This is a genomic window from Kaistella flava (ex Peng et al. 2021), from assembly GCF_015191005.1.
Lineage (GTDB): Bacteria > Bacteroidota > Bacteroidia > Flavobacteriales > Weeksellaceae > Kaistella > Kaistella flava.
On the sequence record NZ_CP040442.1, the window covers coordinates 3,383,919 to 3,400,561 of the forward strand.

The following is a 16,643-nucleotide window of genomic DNA, read 5'->3' on the forward strand; positions in this document are numbered from 1 at the left end:
TCAGGCCTTTCCTCCGAAAGCTTTATTTATGTTAATGCTTTGTAGTAAGGTCTCCTGACTTTCACAAAACTGCACCTTCCCGATTGCTCAGTGGTTGTATTGCAGTTTCACTAATGGTGATTTACAGTTGCGGGGACAGTTTGTGATTCGCACACAATTCCCTTTTCTAAAAGCAGTGCAAATGTAGTGATTTCATTTAATCTAAAACTGATTTGTTCTTTAAATAATGATAAGTTTCAATTTGTGACCGAATCGGGTTTTTATCCCCCTGAACATATTCATTACGTAATTTTTTATCTAAAATTCTGGCTTTTACATTATCATTTAATTGAATTTCAAGTTGGTCTTTGATTTCTTTTTTAAGGTTTTTCTGCGTGATTTTCGCTGCTGCTTCAATTCTGTAATCCAGGTTTCTCGTCATCCAGTCAGCTGAAGAAATGTAAATATCTTCCTGACCTTTGTTGTAAAAATACATGATCCGAGAATGTTCTAAATATTCATCAACAATACTGATAGCTGTTATTTTTTGTTTGAAATCTTTTTGATTAATCGCGCAGTAAATTCCACGAACAATCAGTTTGATGACAACACCGTCCTTTGCAGCTTCGTAAAGTTTAGTTATGAGCTCTCTGTCACTAAGTGAATTCACTTTAATGATGATCAACGTTTTCCGCCCGGCTTTGGCTTCTTCAATTTCTTTATCAATGTGATGAATTATTTTCTCCCGCATGAATTCTGGACAAACCACTAAGTTTTTACAGGACTTCAACGTATTCATAATATCGTCTTTTGGTTTTTGCAACACTTTGAAAATTTTATTAATATCTGCCATAATTCCACGGTCAGAAGTCATCAATAAATGGTCGCCGTAGATTTTCGCTGTTTTCTCATTAAAGTTTCCAGTGCTTACAAATCCGTATTGAAGTGTTTTATTGTGAACTCTTTTTTTAATGACGCAGAGTTTTGCATGGACTTTTTTATTTGGGATTCCAGTTAAAACTTTCACTCCTTCCTGTTCCAGAATTTCTTTCCATTTCAGATTGTTTTCTTCATCAAATCTCGCCCGAAGTTCCAGCATCACGGTAACTTCTTTACCATTTCTCACGGCATTAATTAAAGCATTGATGATTTTAGAATTACTCGCCAGTCGGTAACCTGTAATTTGAATTGACTTCACATCAGGATCCATCGCAGATTCTCTCAGTAAATCGATGACAGGCGTATAATTATGGTAAGGGAAAGTTAAGAGAACATCGGTTTTCTGAATAACATCGGTAACTCTTTTTCCTTTAAATTCATGATGATCAAAAGAGGTTCTTTCGACCGGTTTTTTATACGTTTCAAAAACTTCAGGAAATTCCATAAAATGCCTGAAATTATGAATTTTCCCACCTGGAATTATGCTGTCTTTTTTCGTTAAATGAAGTTTTTTAATTAGAAATTCCAAAAGCGCTTTGTCCATGACTTTATCAAAAACAAATCGCGTCGGTTTCCCTTTACGTCGAGATTTAATTCCTTTTTCAATTTTTTGAGCTAAAGTTGTTTTGATGTCATTATCCAAATCGAATTCTGCATCTTTCGTTACTTTAAAACAATGAGCTTCATATTCTTCATAACCAAAGTAAGAGAAGATGTGCGGTAAATTAAAAGTAATGACATCTTCTAACAACATCACGTTTTTTTCATTCTTATCAGTAGAAGGCAACAAAACAAATCTTCCTAAGGTTCTGGACGGAATTTCGATAATTGCAAATTTACTCTCATATTGAATTTCTTTTTTGCGCATTGCCACTCCCAAATAAAGCGACTTGTCTCTTAGATAAGGCATCGGCGAATTGTCATGCAACAAAATCGGAATCACATTACTTTCAACAATTTCATCAAAATAAGCCGTCACAAATTTCTTTTGCGCCGCCGTTAAATTCTTAGCGGTTTTAATGAAAACTTGTTGATCTGCCATTTCAACCTGAATTTTTTTCCAAGTTTTATCGAAGTTTTGTTGTTGCTTGATGACAACTTCGTTTATTTTTTGTAAAATTTTTGTTGGAGGCTGGTAGAATGATTCGGTGATAAATTTATCTTTAAAATCCATTGCGCGCTTTAAACCGGCAACTCGAACTCTGAAAAACTCATCGAGGTTATTAGAAAAAATGCCTAAAAAGCGAATGCGTAAATGCAACGGAACATTTTGATCCATTGCTTCTTGCAAAACTCTTTCGTTGAATGCAAGCCATGTGATATCTCTGGGATTAAATTGATTCGACATCTGTAATATTATAATCTCAAAAATAGAGCTTTTTGACCGTTTTTGCGTGTTATTTAGATTAAATAGTGACAATATTATTCTGGTTTTGTTCAAATAGTTTGTAAAAACTTTATTATATTTGGGAAAACTAGAACTAAAGCGATATGGGGTTTGTACTGGAACCAGATTTAATAAAAGCGACAAAAGCAGAATTCAAAAGATATTATAAAGGTGACGTTATCTTGAATGAAGGAGATCGTTCTCAGCACTTTTTATATCTAAAGGAAGGAGAGCTTTCAGTTTTTAATTTTACAGAGAAAGGAAAAGAACTTTTGCAGCACAAGGTAAAGAAAGGTCGTTTTTTTGCAGATCCAGCAATTCTTCTCGATGAGCCAGTTCCTGGTAACGTAGAGGTATGTTCCGAAAAAGTAGAAATCGTAAAGATTTTAAGAGAGAATTTAATTGAGTATCTAATAGCGCATCCCGAAAAACTTTTCGAATTTACAATTTCAATTGCCAAGAAGACGGTTAAGAAAAGTCTTTTATTAAAGCAAATCGTTTTGTTTAATCCAGAAGATCGTATTCTCCAACATCTGCATGATTTCAAAAAAGAGAATTGCTGTGTAGAGGAAAGAACGATGATTAATTTTACCAGAAAAGATCTTTCTCATATGACAGGTTTGAGAATTGAGACCGTTATTCGCGCGATCAAGAAGATGGAAAAAGAAGGGAAATTAGAGATCGTTAACGGTAAAATTTTCATCTAACTCATGACGAGAGTCATATTCCTAATTCATTTTTTCAGTTTAATTTTGTACTATGAAGAATATTAATTTTTGGCTACGGTTCTCTGTTCTTAATTTTTTCCTCGTAGCAGTTTTAGGTGTTTTAATGCGTTACAAAATTGCCTATTCATTACCGATCGTCGATCAAAAGCATGTACAGGAAGCGCATTCTCATTTCGCTTTTTATGGCTGGATCACCCAGATTATTTATGTTTTAATCATTCGGTATTTACACGGAATTATCCCTGAAAATCAACTTAAAAAATACCATACTTTACTCATTGTTAACGCTGTTTCTGCATATGTGATGGTACCGAGTTTTATTTATAACGGTTATTTTTGGTTATCAATTGTAGCGTCAACTGCCGCGTTGTTAACCAGTTTCGTCTTTTTCTTTTTCTTATTGAGAGATTTAAAAGGCAAACAGAATTTAGCAAAACCTTGGTTTTTAGGCGGATTGTTTTTTGCGGTGATTTCGTCAGTTGGTGTTTTTGGACTCAGCTATATGATGTCGTCCGGAAATATGACGCAAAACTTATATCTCGCTTCTACTTACTATTACCTCCATTTTCAATATAACGGGTTTTTCATTTTTAGCTGTATCGGTTTATTGATTCATTCCTTAAAACAAATCGGTGCTGAGGTTTCTGAGAAGGACAACAAAATGATTTTTTGGCTGATGTTTATTGGCTGTTTAATTGGATTTGGGCTTTCTGTTTTATGGATGAAAATGCCAATGTTGATTTTTATCGCCATTATTTTAGCAACAATCGCACAAACAATTGGCGCCGTAAAACTCTATTTAGTAGTTAAAAAGAATTGGACAAAACTTGTATTGAATTATTCAGCACTGCAACGGTTCGTATTGATGTATGTCGGATTTGCGTTCTTCGCGAAAACGGTCTTGCAATTAGGATCTACGATACCAGCTTTAAGTCAGTTTGCCTTTGGATTTAGAAACGTAGTCATTGCCTATTTACATTTAATTTTGTTGATGTGTGTTTCCGTATTTTTAATCAATCAGATTCTGGCAACCAACGTTTTCAAAATGACAAAACCGGTGATTACTGGTCTCAAGTTATTACTGCTTGGGATTTTCTTAAATGAAGCCGTTCTGGGATTGATGGGTATTTTCTCGATTAAATATATTTCGATTCCTTATACACCGGAAATACTTTTGGCAGTTTCTTTATTAATGATGTTTTCACTACTCATTATCTTCTTCAATTTAAAGAAGAAGGATCTGTAAAGGAATTCTTTTTGGATTAAATAACTAAATGATAAAGTAAAGAGTTCGGTAGATATCGAACTCTTTTTCTTTGTTGAAAAGTTGTAATTATGTTTCTTAATAAGAAGCAACAAAACTTTTGCTTCTTACAAATCTAGTCCCGTCTCGTTCTAAGACGAGACTATATCCTCCCGTTCCGAGAAATCGGAAACGGGAGGGATACCGCTTCCATCGTGGCTAAAACTTCACGTATTTCTTCTTTCCACCGCAAATATTAGTGGCATCAAACACAATAATATGCGCAATTGAAATCATCATCAAATCCTTTATAAGGTCCTAAAAAAGCTTCCTGAAAATAAATTTCAGGAAGCTTACAAAACAATTTAAACTATTAAGATATCATTAGTTTGGAAGGATTACGCTGTCAACAACGTATACGATTCCGTTTGATGCTGGGACTGTAGCAAGGATATTTACGGTGCCGTTAATTACAGGTTTTCCATCAACCATTTTGATGCTAATTGGCGTTCCATCAACCATTCCTAAACTTTGTCCGTCTGTAAGTTGATCAGTTTTGATCACTCCTACATAAGTGTGGTGGCTTAAAATATCATTTAATTTTTCAACATTTTCAGGTTTCATTAAATTATCCAGAGTTCCTGCTGGAAGTTTAGCAAAAGCTTCATTAGTCGGAGCGAAAACGGTGAAAGGTCCAGCATTACTTAAAGAAGTCGCTAATCCTGCAGCTTGTACCGCTTTTACCAAAGTAGATAAATCTGGAGTACTAACTGCCAATTTTACGATGTCCGGTGCGCTGTCATTATCTACTACAGATTCTTGACCGCCTCCAACGGCTTCTGTACCTGTCGTTTCAGTTGTTGCTGCTGTCGTCTCATTCTTCGAGCAAGAAGAGAATGCAAGTGCAAGCACCGCAAGGATCATAATTGATTTTTTCATAGCTTCTATTTTTTTATTGTTAATTTCTAAGATTGTATTAGAATAAATTTTCTTTTTATGCTGATATAAAATTAGGTCAAAATTTGAAAATTTGCTATGACCGTAATCACATATTAAACAATTAATTAGCTGAGTTTTATCAGTTAATAATGCCTGCGAAATTTAATAATTATAAATCTTTTTTATTGAACAGGATTAAAGACCATAAGAATGGAACGAGCGTCCAGATGGCTAAGATAATAATGGAAATCACCATACCGCCACCAGATCCAAATACTTGTCTGAAAATCGCGCCAGCCTGTCCAAGCATAGCCGCCACATCTAGCTGAAGCAGTACAAAAATCCTGGAAAGTCCAATCGGATTAACTGCTGCTAAAGTCGCCATAATTCCTTCAATAGGATAATCTGCGAACTGGAACATTAAGACCAATAAAATTCCGTCATAGATAATGGCAAAAAACATCCAGATGAAAATAGAAATACCAATTCCTTTAGCTCGGTCTCTGCTGAAAATCGCCGCTAGCATTGCTAAAGAAGTAAAAATCACTGATAGGAAGACTCCGGTAATAAGCAATGAAAATCCTGTTTCAATCGAGGAATACAATAATATCGGAATGCCACATCCAACTAAGAATGCCAGAATAAGCGCTGTAGAAAGTCCCAGGAATAAATTAAACCAAACCTTTCCGCGCGGAACCGGTTGACTCAATAGTAATTCTATAAACTGGCTGCTGTTGTAAACATAGATGGTCGAGAAAATGACACTTACTAAAGGAACGACTAATAAAACCACATTCAACAAACTAAGCGTGGCTTTGGTGTAATTATTATCTAATCCTAAAACCGACCATGAGATAATGAAAAGTAGAATCGTATAAAGAATCACGATTTTATTTTTTAAAATATCAAATAAGATAAAGCGAGCTATTTTGTTCATTTTTTCATTGCTTTTAAAATTGAAATAATTCCGTCAGAAATTTTTTCAGTATTGGTTTCTTTCTTCAAATCTTCTACGGATTGATGCACGACAACTTTACCTTCGTTCATGAAAACAATTTCAGTTATAATATCGTCGAGTTCGCTTAGCAGGTGAGAAGTGATGATGATGAGTTTTCCTTTGTTTTTCTCCTTGATTATTTTGTTTTTCAGAATTTCTGTAGCCAACGGATCAAGTCCAGCAGTCGGTTCATCCAGGATAATAACTTTAGGATTAAAAAGAAAAGCGAGTACCGCACTTACTTTCTGCGTAGTTCCGCCGGAAAGAGTGCGCATTTTTTTATCGTAAATGTTTTCAAGCTCAAATGCTTCCAGAAGTTCAGTGTCCAGGTTGTCGCCACTGTTTTTACGGGTGTCTTTGATCATCTTGATGGTTTCCTTGATGGTCATATTCTCCGGATACCTACCGATTTGTGGCATATAGCCAATATTCTCACGGTATTTGTAATCTTCTTTTACGCTTTTTTCATCGACCAATATATCGCCATCTTCAACGACGTTTAATCCTAAAATACATTTAATCATGGTTGTTTTCCCACAACCGTTTGGTCCGATTAAAGCAATAGAATGACCATTTTCAAAGGATAAATTGACGTCGTTCAGCGCAGTGAACTTGTTGAATTTTTTGGTGAGATTTTTTATTTCAATCATATCATTGAGATGTTAATTGTCAACATCAACTTTCATTAAATTTTTACAGAACAAATTTTAAAAATGAATTTAAACTTTGCTTTAATATATTTTCACAGGTTTCATTAAAGGTTGATCGTCAACGAAACTTTCCGGCGTAAGGCTTGGGAGGATTTTTTCAGTACGGTCTAACATATCGACTAAGAAACTTCTGAAGAGTAACATTACCGATGGATTCTGCTCAACCAAAACAGAATATAAACTCAAAGGATGAAAGGGAATATCGCCGATTTTATCTTTGTTCAAATCATAACCTTCATATTTATCCCAGTAATTAAAACGGAAATCATTCATCACCGTAGAACCATTCGTGCTGACATCGAAAGTGTTATTGACAAAATTATTTCTAATCACTTTATTTTCCATGCAATTAGAATTGATCTTAATCGCCCAGCCGTTGTTTTCGAACTGGTTGTTGTAGAAATCTATTTTGGTGGCGCCGTCAGCAAATATGGCAGTGGTGTTATTTTCGAACGTATTTCCTTTGATTTTACTGTAGGAAATTTCTTTTAGTAAAAGTCCGAAAACACTGTCGCCCCAATTGTTGATGAATTTATTGTGATACATGCTCACATTCATGGCGTACATTACGGCAACACCTGCTTCATTATTATCAAAAACATTTCCGGTATAAACGCTGTCGTTAGAGAACATAAAGTGTAATCCGTACCGAAGATTATGACGGGAAAGATTGTGGAAGATAAAACATTTTGCGTTTTTCTCCAGGTAGATTCCATCTTTGTGTCCGCTGATGTAATTGTTTTTTACCCAGATCTCTCGGCTTCCTAAAAGGTGAATTCCATCGCCAATGTTTTCCTCGGAAGTACCACGATTGGTAGTGATTTTATTATTACTGATTAAACAGCGCAATCCTCTTTGAACATAAATTCCAAAATGATTGTTTTCGAAGATGTTGTTATCTACGACAGAATCAGCACTTGTGTAAATGTGTACAGCCGCAATACTGCGGATTTCGTCCCGTCCACTATTGATTAATTTAAAACCTTTTAATGTAATTCGGTCTGCTCTGAACGTGACGATTTCGCCCTGGAGATTACCGTCAATTATAGGTCTGTCGATTCCGATGAGTGTTAAAGGTTTTTCGATGTCAATCGTGCCTTCCTGGTAAATGCCTTTTTGAACTAAAATAGTATCGCCGCTTTTTGCTGCGGCGATAGCTTGTTTTATGCTTTTATACTGCTCGCTTTTACCGACTTTTAAAACTGCGGAAAACGCAAAAATGGGTAAAAGTAAAAACAGTAAATAGGATATTTTATTTTTCATATTTCATACCAACTACAATCAACGATTGTTAGTTTGCAGATTTTTATTGGGATATGGTTGCTCCTAGGTCAGATGCAGCTTTGTCAGCATCGCTTTTGTTTTTGAATGCTTGGGTATTTCCGCCCATTGGACTTTTAATCTCACCTCCTTTAATTAAAGTAGCAGTACTGCTTTCTATAAATTGTCCCGTTGGGAAATCGGCGACATAAGTTGTTGCATTACCAGTCGTTTCTGCATTAGAATTTTCGTAATCTTTCATGCAGGCAATGTCATCAAATTTATAAAGTCTGCCTTTTTTGGTAATTAATTCAGTGGCATATTTTGGCTCCGTAATCGTCATCTTGCAATTGTCGCACTGGTCTTTACCAACCGCAATTTCTTGTGGTCCGGTTTTCGAACACGCTGCTAAAACAATCATACTGCTTGCTAAAAGTAATCTGCCAAATAATTTCATAATTTTTATTTTTAAATATTAAAGAAGTTGGATAATAGAATAAATTTTACACCGCTTTTTTAGCAATTCTATTTTCCATAAATGCTAAGATAATCAAAATAACGCCAGCTGCAATCATAATACCACCACCAACATTAGGATAAGACCACACTTCAAAATTAAGAAGTTGTTTGTAACCAATCAATGGAGGTTGGTAAGACATGCCGGGAACAATAATCGCTGCGTGAGGATTAAGGTTGTGTCCGTAATCGTATAACCATCTCCAGAAATCGAAGACGAATCCGACACCGAAAAGTAAGAAAATACCTGTCAGTATATTAAGAATTTTTCTGCTGTTTAAGAAAGCAGCTAAGAAGCACATAATGGCGAAAAATCCTAAGGCAAAGGGTAATATTTTAAATTCCCAAAATTCATCAGCATGTATTTCTTTCATTCCGATATAGTGGTTCAGACCATTAATGATTGAGTATTCCCCAGTTACTTTGTTGGAGTGAATGAACATTGCTAAACCTTCGGGATACTGTGGAGCGCTAAGATAGATTGACCAAATGGGTACAAAAATCGCAACGATTAATCCGATGCCCAAAAGGATGAGAAGTATTTTACTCCATTTTTGGATTGAGTTTGTTTTCATTTTGTTTTTTTTAAGGTGCTTATTTTTTTTAATGACCGCTCTAGTAAAGTTAGGTACTTTAATATCTTTCTTCTGTAATCTTTGTTACAAAATGACATCAATCATTAAAAGTAAAAAGGGCAGTAAAAACTGCCCTTTTATTAATAATTTTTACTTGGTTTCACCTTGTTTTACAGGGCTCTGAGCGTTATCCTTTTTATTATTCAATGAATAAATAAGAGGAGTATTGCTACCTGCAGGTGATACTCTTACATATCCTTGCATTTCCTGGTGTAACGCAGAACAGAAGTCTGTACAGTACATTGGGAACATTCCTGCTTTCAATGGAATCCATTTCAGTGTGCTGGTTTCACCCGGCATAATAAGGAGTTCGGCGTTTTGTGCACCTTTGATTGCGAATCCGTGAGGAACATCCCAATCTTGTTCTAGGTTAGTAACGTGGAAGTAAACTTCGTCACCTACTTTTATACCTTCGATATTATCTGGAGCAAAGTGAGATCGGATCGAAGTCATATAAACATGTACTTTATTTCCTTCTCTTACTACTTTACTTTCACCTTCCCCTCTGGTTACATAAGGGTGTTTGTTGTCTTCTAATTTATAGAATTTTACTTGGTTTTTGGTAAACAGTTCTGCTGGTCCTGCTTGTGCATAATGCGGCTCACCAATAGTAGGGAAGTCTAAGAGCAGTTTCATTTTGTCTCCACTAATGTCGAAGAGTTGAGCAGACTGTGCTAATTCTGGACCTGTTGGTAAGAATCTGTCTTTCGTAATTTTGTTATACGCTACTAGATATTTTCCGTAAGGTTTTTTAGTGTCTCCACCAACAACCATAAGGTGACCTGTAGAATAGAAAGTAGGTTGTCTGTCTAAAACTTTACAAGTTGCGATATCCCATTTAACGATTTCTGAAGAAACGAACATGGAGGTATAGGCATTTCCTTTTCCGTCAAATTCAGTATGGAGTGGTCCTAAACCTGGCTTTTGAACTTCACCGTGTAAAACTGCGTCATACTTAACGATTGGAATTCCATCAAATTCACCTGAGAAATTTTTGTCAGCAATTGCTTTCATTAATTTGTCAAAACTGAATACAGGAATTAAAGCTGCTAATTTTCCTGAACCGATAATATATTCTCCTGTTGGATCAATATCACAACCGTGTGGAGATTTTGGACAAGGAATCAAATAACAGATATCTTTTAATTCTTTAGCAGAAAGTACAGATACTTCTTTTAAGATTTCAGATTTAGCCATGTGAGTAGATTCGTCATAAGTATTATGAGCATATTCTACGGCCATTTTTTTAGCTTTCCCTGCTTTTAAATACTCTTCAGCTTTTTTCCAGTTCACCGCCATGATAAAGTCTTTCTCATTTTGAGAAGCATTTACTTCAAGAAGCGTGTTTGCCTGTTCAGAGTTATAGCAAGAGAAGAAAAACCATCCGTGAGATTTACCTTTACCAGCGTGTGACAAGTCAAAGTTAAATCCTGGAGCTTCAATCTGGAACGTAATGTCCATTTTTCCATCTTCTTTTCCAATTCCGATGAAAGATAAGTAACCTTTAAAGTTTTCTTTGAAAGATTCAATTGGTACGTCACCTTGTCCGTCAACTGGTACAGCGAAACGAGTTCCTGCTACTACATATTCTGTGTTTTCCGTAAGGAATGGAGAAGAGTGATTTCCTGCAGAGTTAGGAATCTCGATAATTTCGGTAGTTGTGAACGTTTTAAGGTCAATCTTTGCAACACGTGGAGTGTTATTGGCATTAGCAAATAAATATCTGCCATCTGTTTCTCCATTTGTTTGTGATAATGCAAGGTGATGTTGGTCATCCCATGGTACGAAACCATGAGAAGTTTCAAGCATTGGTTTGGTCTCTTCGCTGAATCCGTACCCATTTTCTGGATGTACAGAGAATACAGGAACGATCTTTAATGTTCTACCACTTGGCAGTCCAACAACACTAATTTGTCCATTGAAACCACCACTAACGAAGTTGTAAACTTCATCATGTTTTCCTGGGGCAACATACACTCTCTCGGCTGCATCACCCGTTACGGCAGTTTGCGTGCCCTTGGGTTTACATGCGACGATACTCACCGCAGCAAAAGCTGCGAGTCCAATTTTCTTGTAAGTTTTCATATGATATTTAATTATTCTTTCGGAAGGAAAGTAGGAAAAGATGAATGGTAAAGTAGAATTTCATTTACCATTCATCAAGAAGGGATTTATTTTGCGCCGTCGATCTCTCTCATATATTCGAGAACTTCTCTAGCGTCTTTATCTGTTAGAGCTTGATTTGGCATTCTAACCAAACAAAGTTCCAGTTGTTTTTGTAATTCAGGATCTACATCGATCATTGGATCAGGATTAGAAATAAAGTTCATAATCCATTCAGGAGTTTGTCTTGTAGTAACACCTTTCCAACCTGGTCCAACTAATTTTTCGTCTGTTGGTTTGTGGCAAGAAGTACATTTAACTTCAGCTATTTTTTTACCTTCAGCTGCCATTGCTGGATCAAACTTGCTGATGTCAATGTTTTCGTGTTTACCAAGACCTCTGTTTGGATCATACTTAGCAGCGCTAGCTTCCATCTCGGCGCTAGTTTCATTTGCCGTTGTAGCAGCGTCAGATGATGCTGTAGGAACTGAATCGGTTTTTTTGTCTCCTCCGCAAGAGAATAGAGCGAAGGTAAGGGTTGCGAGTGCAATAGTTTTTACTAATTTCATTTTATTGATTTTTTTTGTATGCTCAAAAGTACTAAGGTTTGCTTGATTGTCGTTATGATTGTAATCATAAACACCGTATGATAATTATCGTCAAATTTGTGATACAAAAATATAACAGACATTTAAATAAGAAACGAATGAAAAAGTATCTCGTAATCTGCGGAGTTTTAGCAGTAGTAGCATGTAATAAAAAAGAAAGCAATCCTAATATGGATAGCAATGTAATGTTGGAGGAGCCCGTTGTAAAAACTGTAGATTCTGCAGCTGCAAACAAACCAGAAGGTTTAGCGCTTATAGAAGGTGCAGATTGTTTGACTTGTCATAAAATGGATGTTAGAGTAGTTGGACCATCTTATCAGGAAGTAGCTGATAAATATTCAGCAGGAGATCTTGACATGCTTGCCAATAAAATTATTGAAGGAGGGAAAGGAAATTGGGGAGAAATTCCAATGACGCCACACGCCGGAATGAGTAAAGAAAATGCTAAAAAAATGGTAGAGTATATTATGACTCTTAAAAAATAGTAAATTATTATACCGATTAAAAGACATCTTATTTATGTAAGATGTCTTTTTTTTATTTAAAATGAAAATCAAATCTGTCAATTTGTCATAAATTTTCCTGTGGTATAAAATTGGAGAAGTTCTGACTGTAAAAATTAATTTAAATAATAACTAAAAATATAACTAAAATGAGCAAAATAATTGGAATTGACTTAGGTACGACCAATTCATGTGTTGCCGTAATGGAAGGGAAAGATCCTGTGGTAATCCCAAATGCAGAAGGTAAAAGAACAACTCCTTCTATCGTAGCATTTACAGAAGATGGTGAAAGAAAAGTTGGAGATCCTGCAAAAAGACAAGCAGTAACCAATCCTACTAAAACAGTTTACTCGATTAAAAGATTTATCGGAACACACTTTAAAGATGATGCATCCGAAGTTTCCAGAGTGCCTTATAAAGTAGTAGCTGGACCTAACGATACTGCAAAAGTAAAAATCGACGACAGAGAATATACTCCTCAAGAGATCTCTGCCATGATTCTTCAAAAAATGAAGAAAACTGCAGAAGATTATTTAGGTCAAGAAGTAACAAGAGCGGTAATTACAGTTCCTGCTTACTTTAATGATGCACAAAGACAGGCAACTAAAGAAGCTGGTGAAATCGCTGGTTTAACAGTAGAAAGAATTATCAATGAGCCTACTGCAGCAGCATTGGCTTATGGTTTAGATAAAAATCACAAAGACCAAAAAATCGCAGTTTATGATTTAGGTGGTGGTACTTTTGACGTTTCTATTCTTGATTTAGGAGATGGAGTTTTCGAAGTATTATCTACAAATGGTGATACTCACTTAGGTGGTGATGATTTTGATGATGTAATTATCAACTGGTTGGCAAGTGATTTTAAATCTGAAGAAGGTGTTGAATTGAAAACTGATCCAATCGCTCTTCAAAGATTAAAAGAAGCAGCTGAGAAAGCAAAAATTGAATTGTCTTCTTCTGCACAAACTGAAATCAACCTTCCATATATTACTGCAACTGCAACAGGTCCGAAACACTTAGTTAAAACTTTGACTAAAGCGAAATTCGAACAATTAGCAGCTGACTTGGTAAGACGTTCTATGGAGCCTTGTAAAAAAGCGCTTTCAGATGCAGGTCTTTCTGTTTCAGATATTGATGAGGTTATTTTAGTTGGTGGATCTACAAGAATCCCAATCATTCAGGAGCAAGTAGAAAAATTCTTCGGAAAAACCCCTTCAAAAGGAGTTAATCCAGATGAGGTTGTAGCTTTAGGAGCTGCTATTCAAGGTGGAGTTTTAACTGGTGATGTGAAAGACGTTCTTTTATTAGACGTTACGCCACTTTCATTAGGTATTGAAACAATGGGTTCTGTGTTCACTAAATTAATTGAGTCTAATACAACTATTCCAACTAAAAAATCAGAAGTTTTCTCTACCGCAAGTGATAACCAACCTGCAGTTTCTATTAGAGTTGGACAAGGTGAAAGACCAATGTTTAATGACAATAAAGAAATCGGAAGATTTGACTTATCTGATATTCCACCAGCACAGAGAGGAGTTCCTCAAATCGAAGTAACTTTCGATATTGATGCCAACGGGATCTTGAGCGTTTCTGCTAAAGATAAAGGAACAGGTAAAGAACAAACTATTAAAATCCAAGCGAGTTCAGGACTTTCAGATGATGAGATCCAAAGAATGAAACGTGAAGCTGAAGAAAACGCTTCATCTGATGCTAAAAGAAAAGAAGAAGTTGAAATCTTCAATAAAGCAGACGGATTGATTTTCCAAACAGAAAAACAATTGAAAGAATTTGGTGACAAATTATCAGCTGACAAAAAAGCAGCAGTAGAAACTGCAGCAGCAGAATTAAAAACTGCTTTCGAAGCAAAAGATACAGACACTGTAAAAACCAAAACTGAAGCTTTAGACGCAGCTTGGATGGCAGCTTCTGAAGAAATGTACGCAGCAGGAAACCAAGGACAACCAGGTGCTGACCAAGCACAAGGAAGCCCTGAAGGAAACCAAGGCGGAGAAGATGTTCAGGATGCTGACTTCGAAGAAGTCAAATAAATAGCAATTATCATCGATTAATATCGATTGAAATAAAGTAGTAAATCGCTGTAAACTTAATGTTTACAGCGATTTTTTTGTTTTTAACATTTTTCAATAATAGGTGATTTTAATCGATTTTTATCGTATTTTTGTATCTTACTTGTACCGAGCTATATTTTGATAGTAGGTGCGCCTTATGCGCCTTAATTGATATTTAAACTCGAAAAAAGAGAGATTGTGCAGGATGTTATTACAGAATGGGATTTAGTAAATTAAAAATACCGAGGGTTTGTGAGCATTGTTCAAAACCATTTGAAGCAAAAACAGTTATGACCCGTTTTTGTTCTATTTCCTGCAATAATAAAGCAGCAAAAGAAATTAAAAAATTCGAAAAAGAAAGGATTGAAAAATTAACACTTTTGAAAAATTATGCAATTAAAATCGCAGAAGTTCAATCTCGGGAATTTATTTCAGTGTCTGAAGCGACCGTTATGTTTGGGATTTCTAAAGATACGGTGCACAGATATATAAAAAGAGGAATTATTACTGGAGTTAATCTAGGTTCAAGATTGACGCGAGTAAAGCGATCAGATTTTGAAGCTTTATTTTCAGCTGTTGAAGTTCCAGATAAATCTAAAGAAGCACCTGAAAAACCCACTTTTAAAATAGGTACTTGTTACACGATTTCTGAGATAAGTGAAAAATACCATGCCGATCCGGCAACTGTTAACAGCGTAATTAGAAGAAACAAAATTCCGACAATGAAAGTTGGAAGTTTCGTTTATGTACCTAAAAATTTAATTGATAAAATTTTTGACGGAAAATGAAAGAGTTATTAAAAACCAAAGTTACCGTGAGACTACGTAAAGCCGAATTCCGAAAAGAATGGTTTATTTATTTGGAAAGTTATCCCGTGATGATTCCTGGTAAAAATGACGTTCAAAGAATTCGGGAATATTTGAACCGGAGCGTCACAACCGTAGATTTTGACAAGAAAAGACCTGCACGAACAACACAAAATTCAGTTTCATTTAAACCCAAAAGAGATGATAATGGAATTATAGTTTGCAAAAGTGAAAACGACCGTGAAACAATGTTTTATGCAGATTCCATGCGTAAATTACGTCAGAGAGAATATGATAATATTGAACTTTATAGTGAACTCGACAAAATTCAAGTAGAACAGAAAGAGAAATCTCAGGAGAATTTTGTGAGGTATTTTGACCTGCTTACTAACAAACGACATAAAAATAACTCCGAATCTATTAAGGTAAACTGGTATCGCTCCATAGAATTTCTAAAAGATTTCGGTGGTGAAACGATTATGTTTTCACAGATTGATTTAAAATTTTCACAAAATTTTAAATCATACTTGTTGACCGCAAAAAGTGGTAGCAATAAGGAAGAGATTATTTCTCAAAATACGGCTTCAACTTATTTTTCTGTTTTCAAAGCCGCATTAAAACAAGCTTTTATCGATGGATATTTTACAACTGATATTTCTGCAAAAATAAAAGCAATTCCGCACGAGGAATCGAGACGAGAATATTTAACGTTGGAAGAACTCAATACTTTAGTGGAAACACCTTGTGAACTTGATGTTTTAAAACGTGCAGCACTTTTTTCGGCGTTAACAGGTCTGCGGCATTCCGATATTCAAAAATTAACTTGGAATGAAATAAGTCGTGAAAAAGATCAAGCAAGAATAAACTTTACTCAAAAAAAGACAAAAGGTGTGGAATATATGCCAATGTCTAAACAAGCATTACAACTTTGTGGTGAAGCAGGTTTACCAAATGATTTAGTTTTTAAAGATTTAACGAACCCAGCTTGGATTTCTCGACCACTTAAAAAATGGATTGAAAGCGCAGGTATAACCAAGAAAATAACTTTTCATAACTTCCGTCATACTTTCGCTACATTACAACTTTCCAGTGGAACTGATATTTACACCGTCAGTAAAATGCTTGGTCATACCAACGTAAAAACTACACAGGTTTACGCAAAGGTTGTTGATGAAAAGAAAAATAAAGCTTCGTCCGCTATTCATTTAAAAAATTTATAAA

General features: G+C 35.4%; 15 protein-coding genes and 1 riboswitch. Of the genes, 6 read left to right on the forward strand and 9 right to left on the reverse strand.

From position 1 onward, the window contains the following. Positions 1 to 26: 26 nt before the first annotated feature. Positions 27 to 209, reverse strand: a riboswitch (cobalamin riboswitch). Beyond that, the gene (gene ppk1 / locus Q73A0000_RS15335; protein WP_193811791.1) at positions 197 to 2,266 is read right to left on the reverse strand and encodes a polyphosphate kinase 1; all 2,070 of its coding nucleotides are present in this window, start codon (positions 2,264 to 2,266) and stop codon (positions 197 to 199) included. (Overlaps the previous riboswitch by 13 nt.) 143 nt (positions 2,267 to 2,409) lie before the next feature. Here ppk1 and Q73A0000_RS15340 point away from each other — a divergent pair, with 143 nt between their 5' ends. Both Q73A0000_RS15340 and Q73A0000_RS15345 read left to right on the forward strand, forming a co-directional pair. After that, positions 2,410 to 3,012, forward strand: a complete 603-nt coding sequence (locus Q73A0000_RS15340) for a Crp/Fnr family transcriptional regulator (protein WP_193811792.1) — start codon at positions 2,410 to 2,412, stop codon at positions 3,010 to 3,012. A 52-nt stretch (positions 3,013 to 3,064) separates the two neighbouring features. Beyond that, entirely contained in the window at positions 3,065 to 4,279 is a 1,215-nt protein-coding gene (locus Q73A0000_RS15345; RefSeq protein WP_193811793.1) for a hypothetical protein, read from the forward strand. 381 nt (positions 4,280 to 4,660) lie between these two features. Here Q73A0000_RS15345 and Q73A0000_RS15350 read toward each other — a convergent pair whose 3' ends face one another. The 8 genes from Q73A0000_RS15350 to Q73A0000_RS15385 form a co-directional block, all read right to left on the reverse strand. After that, on the reverse strand, positions 4,661 to 5,215 hold the full coding sequence (locus Q73A0000_RS15350; protein ID WP_193811794.1) for a fasciclin domain-containing protein: 555 nt from the start codon (positions 5,213 to 5,215) through the stop codon (positions 4,661 to 4,663). A 169-nt stretch (positions 5,216 to 5,384) separates the two neighbouring features. Continuing rightward, positions 5,385 to 6,152, reverse strand: a complete 768-nt coding sequence (locus Q73A0000_RS15355; RefSeq protein WP_193811795.1) for an ABC transporter permease subunit — start codon at positions 6,150 to 6,152, stop codon at positions 5,385 to 5,387. After that, positions 6,149 to 6,862 (reverse strand): ABC transporter ATP-binding protein, encoded by a 714-nt coding sequence (locus tag Q73A0000_RS15360; RefSeq protein WP_193811796.1) that lies wholly within the window; start codon positions 6,860 to 6,862, stop codon positions 6,149 to 6,151. The genes Q73A0000_RS15355 and Q73A0000_RS15360 overlap by 4 nt, the downstream gene beginning before the upstream one ends. Before the next feature lie 81 nt (positions 6,863 to 6,943). Then, on the reverse strand, positions 6,944 to 8,185 hold the full coding sequence (locus Q73A0000_RS15365) for a nitrous oxide reductase family maturation protein NosD (RefSeq protein WP_193811797.1): 1,242 nt from the start codon (positions 8,183 to 8,185) through the stop codon (positions 6,944 to 6,946). A 43-nt stretch (positions 8,186 to 8,228) separates the two neighbouring features. Beyond that, complete coding sequence (locus Q73A0000_RS15370) at positions 8,229 to 8,639, reverse strand: nitrous oxide reductase accessory protein NosL (RefSeq protein WP_193811798.1); 411 nt, start codon at positions 8,637 to 8,639, stop codon at positions 8,229 to 8,231. 46 nt (positions 8,640 to 8,685) lie between these two features. After that, complete coding sequence (locus Q73A0000_RS15375; protein ID WP_193811799.1) at positions 8,686 to 9,273, reverse strand: hypothetical protein; 588 nt, start codon at positions 9,271 to 9,273, stop codon at positions 8,686 to 8,688. 150 nt (positions 9,274 to 9,423) lie between these two features. Next, positions 9,424 to 11,418, reverse strand: coding sequence for a Sec-dependent nitrous-oxide reductase (gene nosZ, locus Q73A0000_RS15380; RefSeq protein ID WP_193811800.1), 1,995 nt, complete (start codon positions 11,416 to 11,418; stop codon positions 9,424 to 9,426). 86 nt (positions 11,419 to 11,504) lie between these two features. Beyond that, entirely contained in the window at positions 11,505 to 12,005 is a 501-nt protein-coding gene (locus tag Q73A0000_RS15385) for a c-type cytochrome (RefSeq protein WP_193811801.1), read from the reverse strand. Positions 12,006 to 12,142: 137 nt separating this feature from the next. Between Q73A0000_RS15385 and Q73A0000_RS15390 the strand changes: the two genes are divergently transcribed. The 4 genes from Q73A0000_RS15390 to Q73A0000_RS15405 all read left to right on the forward strand — a co-directional run bounded on the left by Q73A0000_RS15390 (position 12,143) and on the right by Q73A0000_RS15405 (position 16,642). Beyond that, entirely contained in the window at positions 12,143 to 12,529 is a 387-nt protein-coding gene (locus Q73A0000_RS15390) for a c-type cytochrome (RefSeq protein ID WP_193811802.1), read from the forward strand. A gap of 167 nt (positions 12,530 to 12,696) precedes the next feature. Next, positions 12,697 to 14,595, forward strand: a complete 1,899-nt coding sequence (dnaK, locus tag Q73A0000_RS15395; protein WP_193811803.1) for a molecular chaperone DnaK — start codon at positions 12,697 to 12,699, stop codon at positions 14,593 to 14,595. Positions 14,596 to 14,906: 311 nt separating this feature from the next. Continuing rightward, positions 14,907 to 15,404 carry a helix-turn-helix domain-containing protein gene (locus Q73A0000_RS15400; RefSeq protein ID WP_244140759.1) on the forward strand — a complete coding sequence of 166 codons (498 nt, stop codon included), beginning with the start codon at positions 14,907 to 14,909 and terminating at the stop codon, positions 15,402 to 15,404. Continuing rightward, entirely contained in the window at positions 15,401 to 16,642 is a 1,242-nt protein-coding gene (locus tag Q73A0000_RS15405; RefSeq protein ID WP_193811805.1) for a site-specific integrase, read from the forward strand. Before Q73A0000_RS15400 ends, Q73A0000_RS15405 begins: the two co-directional genes overlap by 4 nt. The last annotated feature ends 1 nt before the right edge of the window (position 16,643 follow it).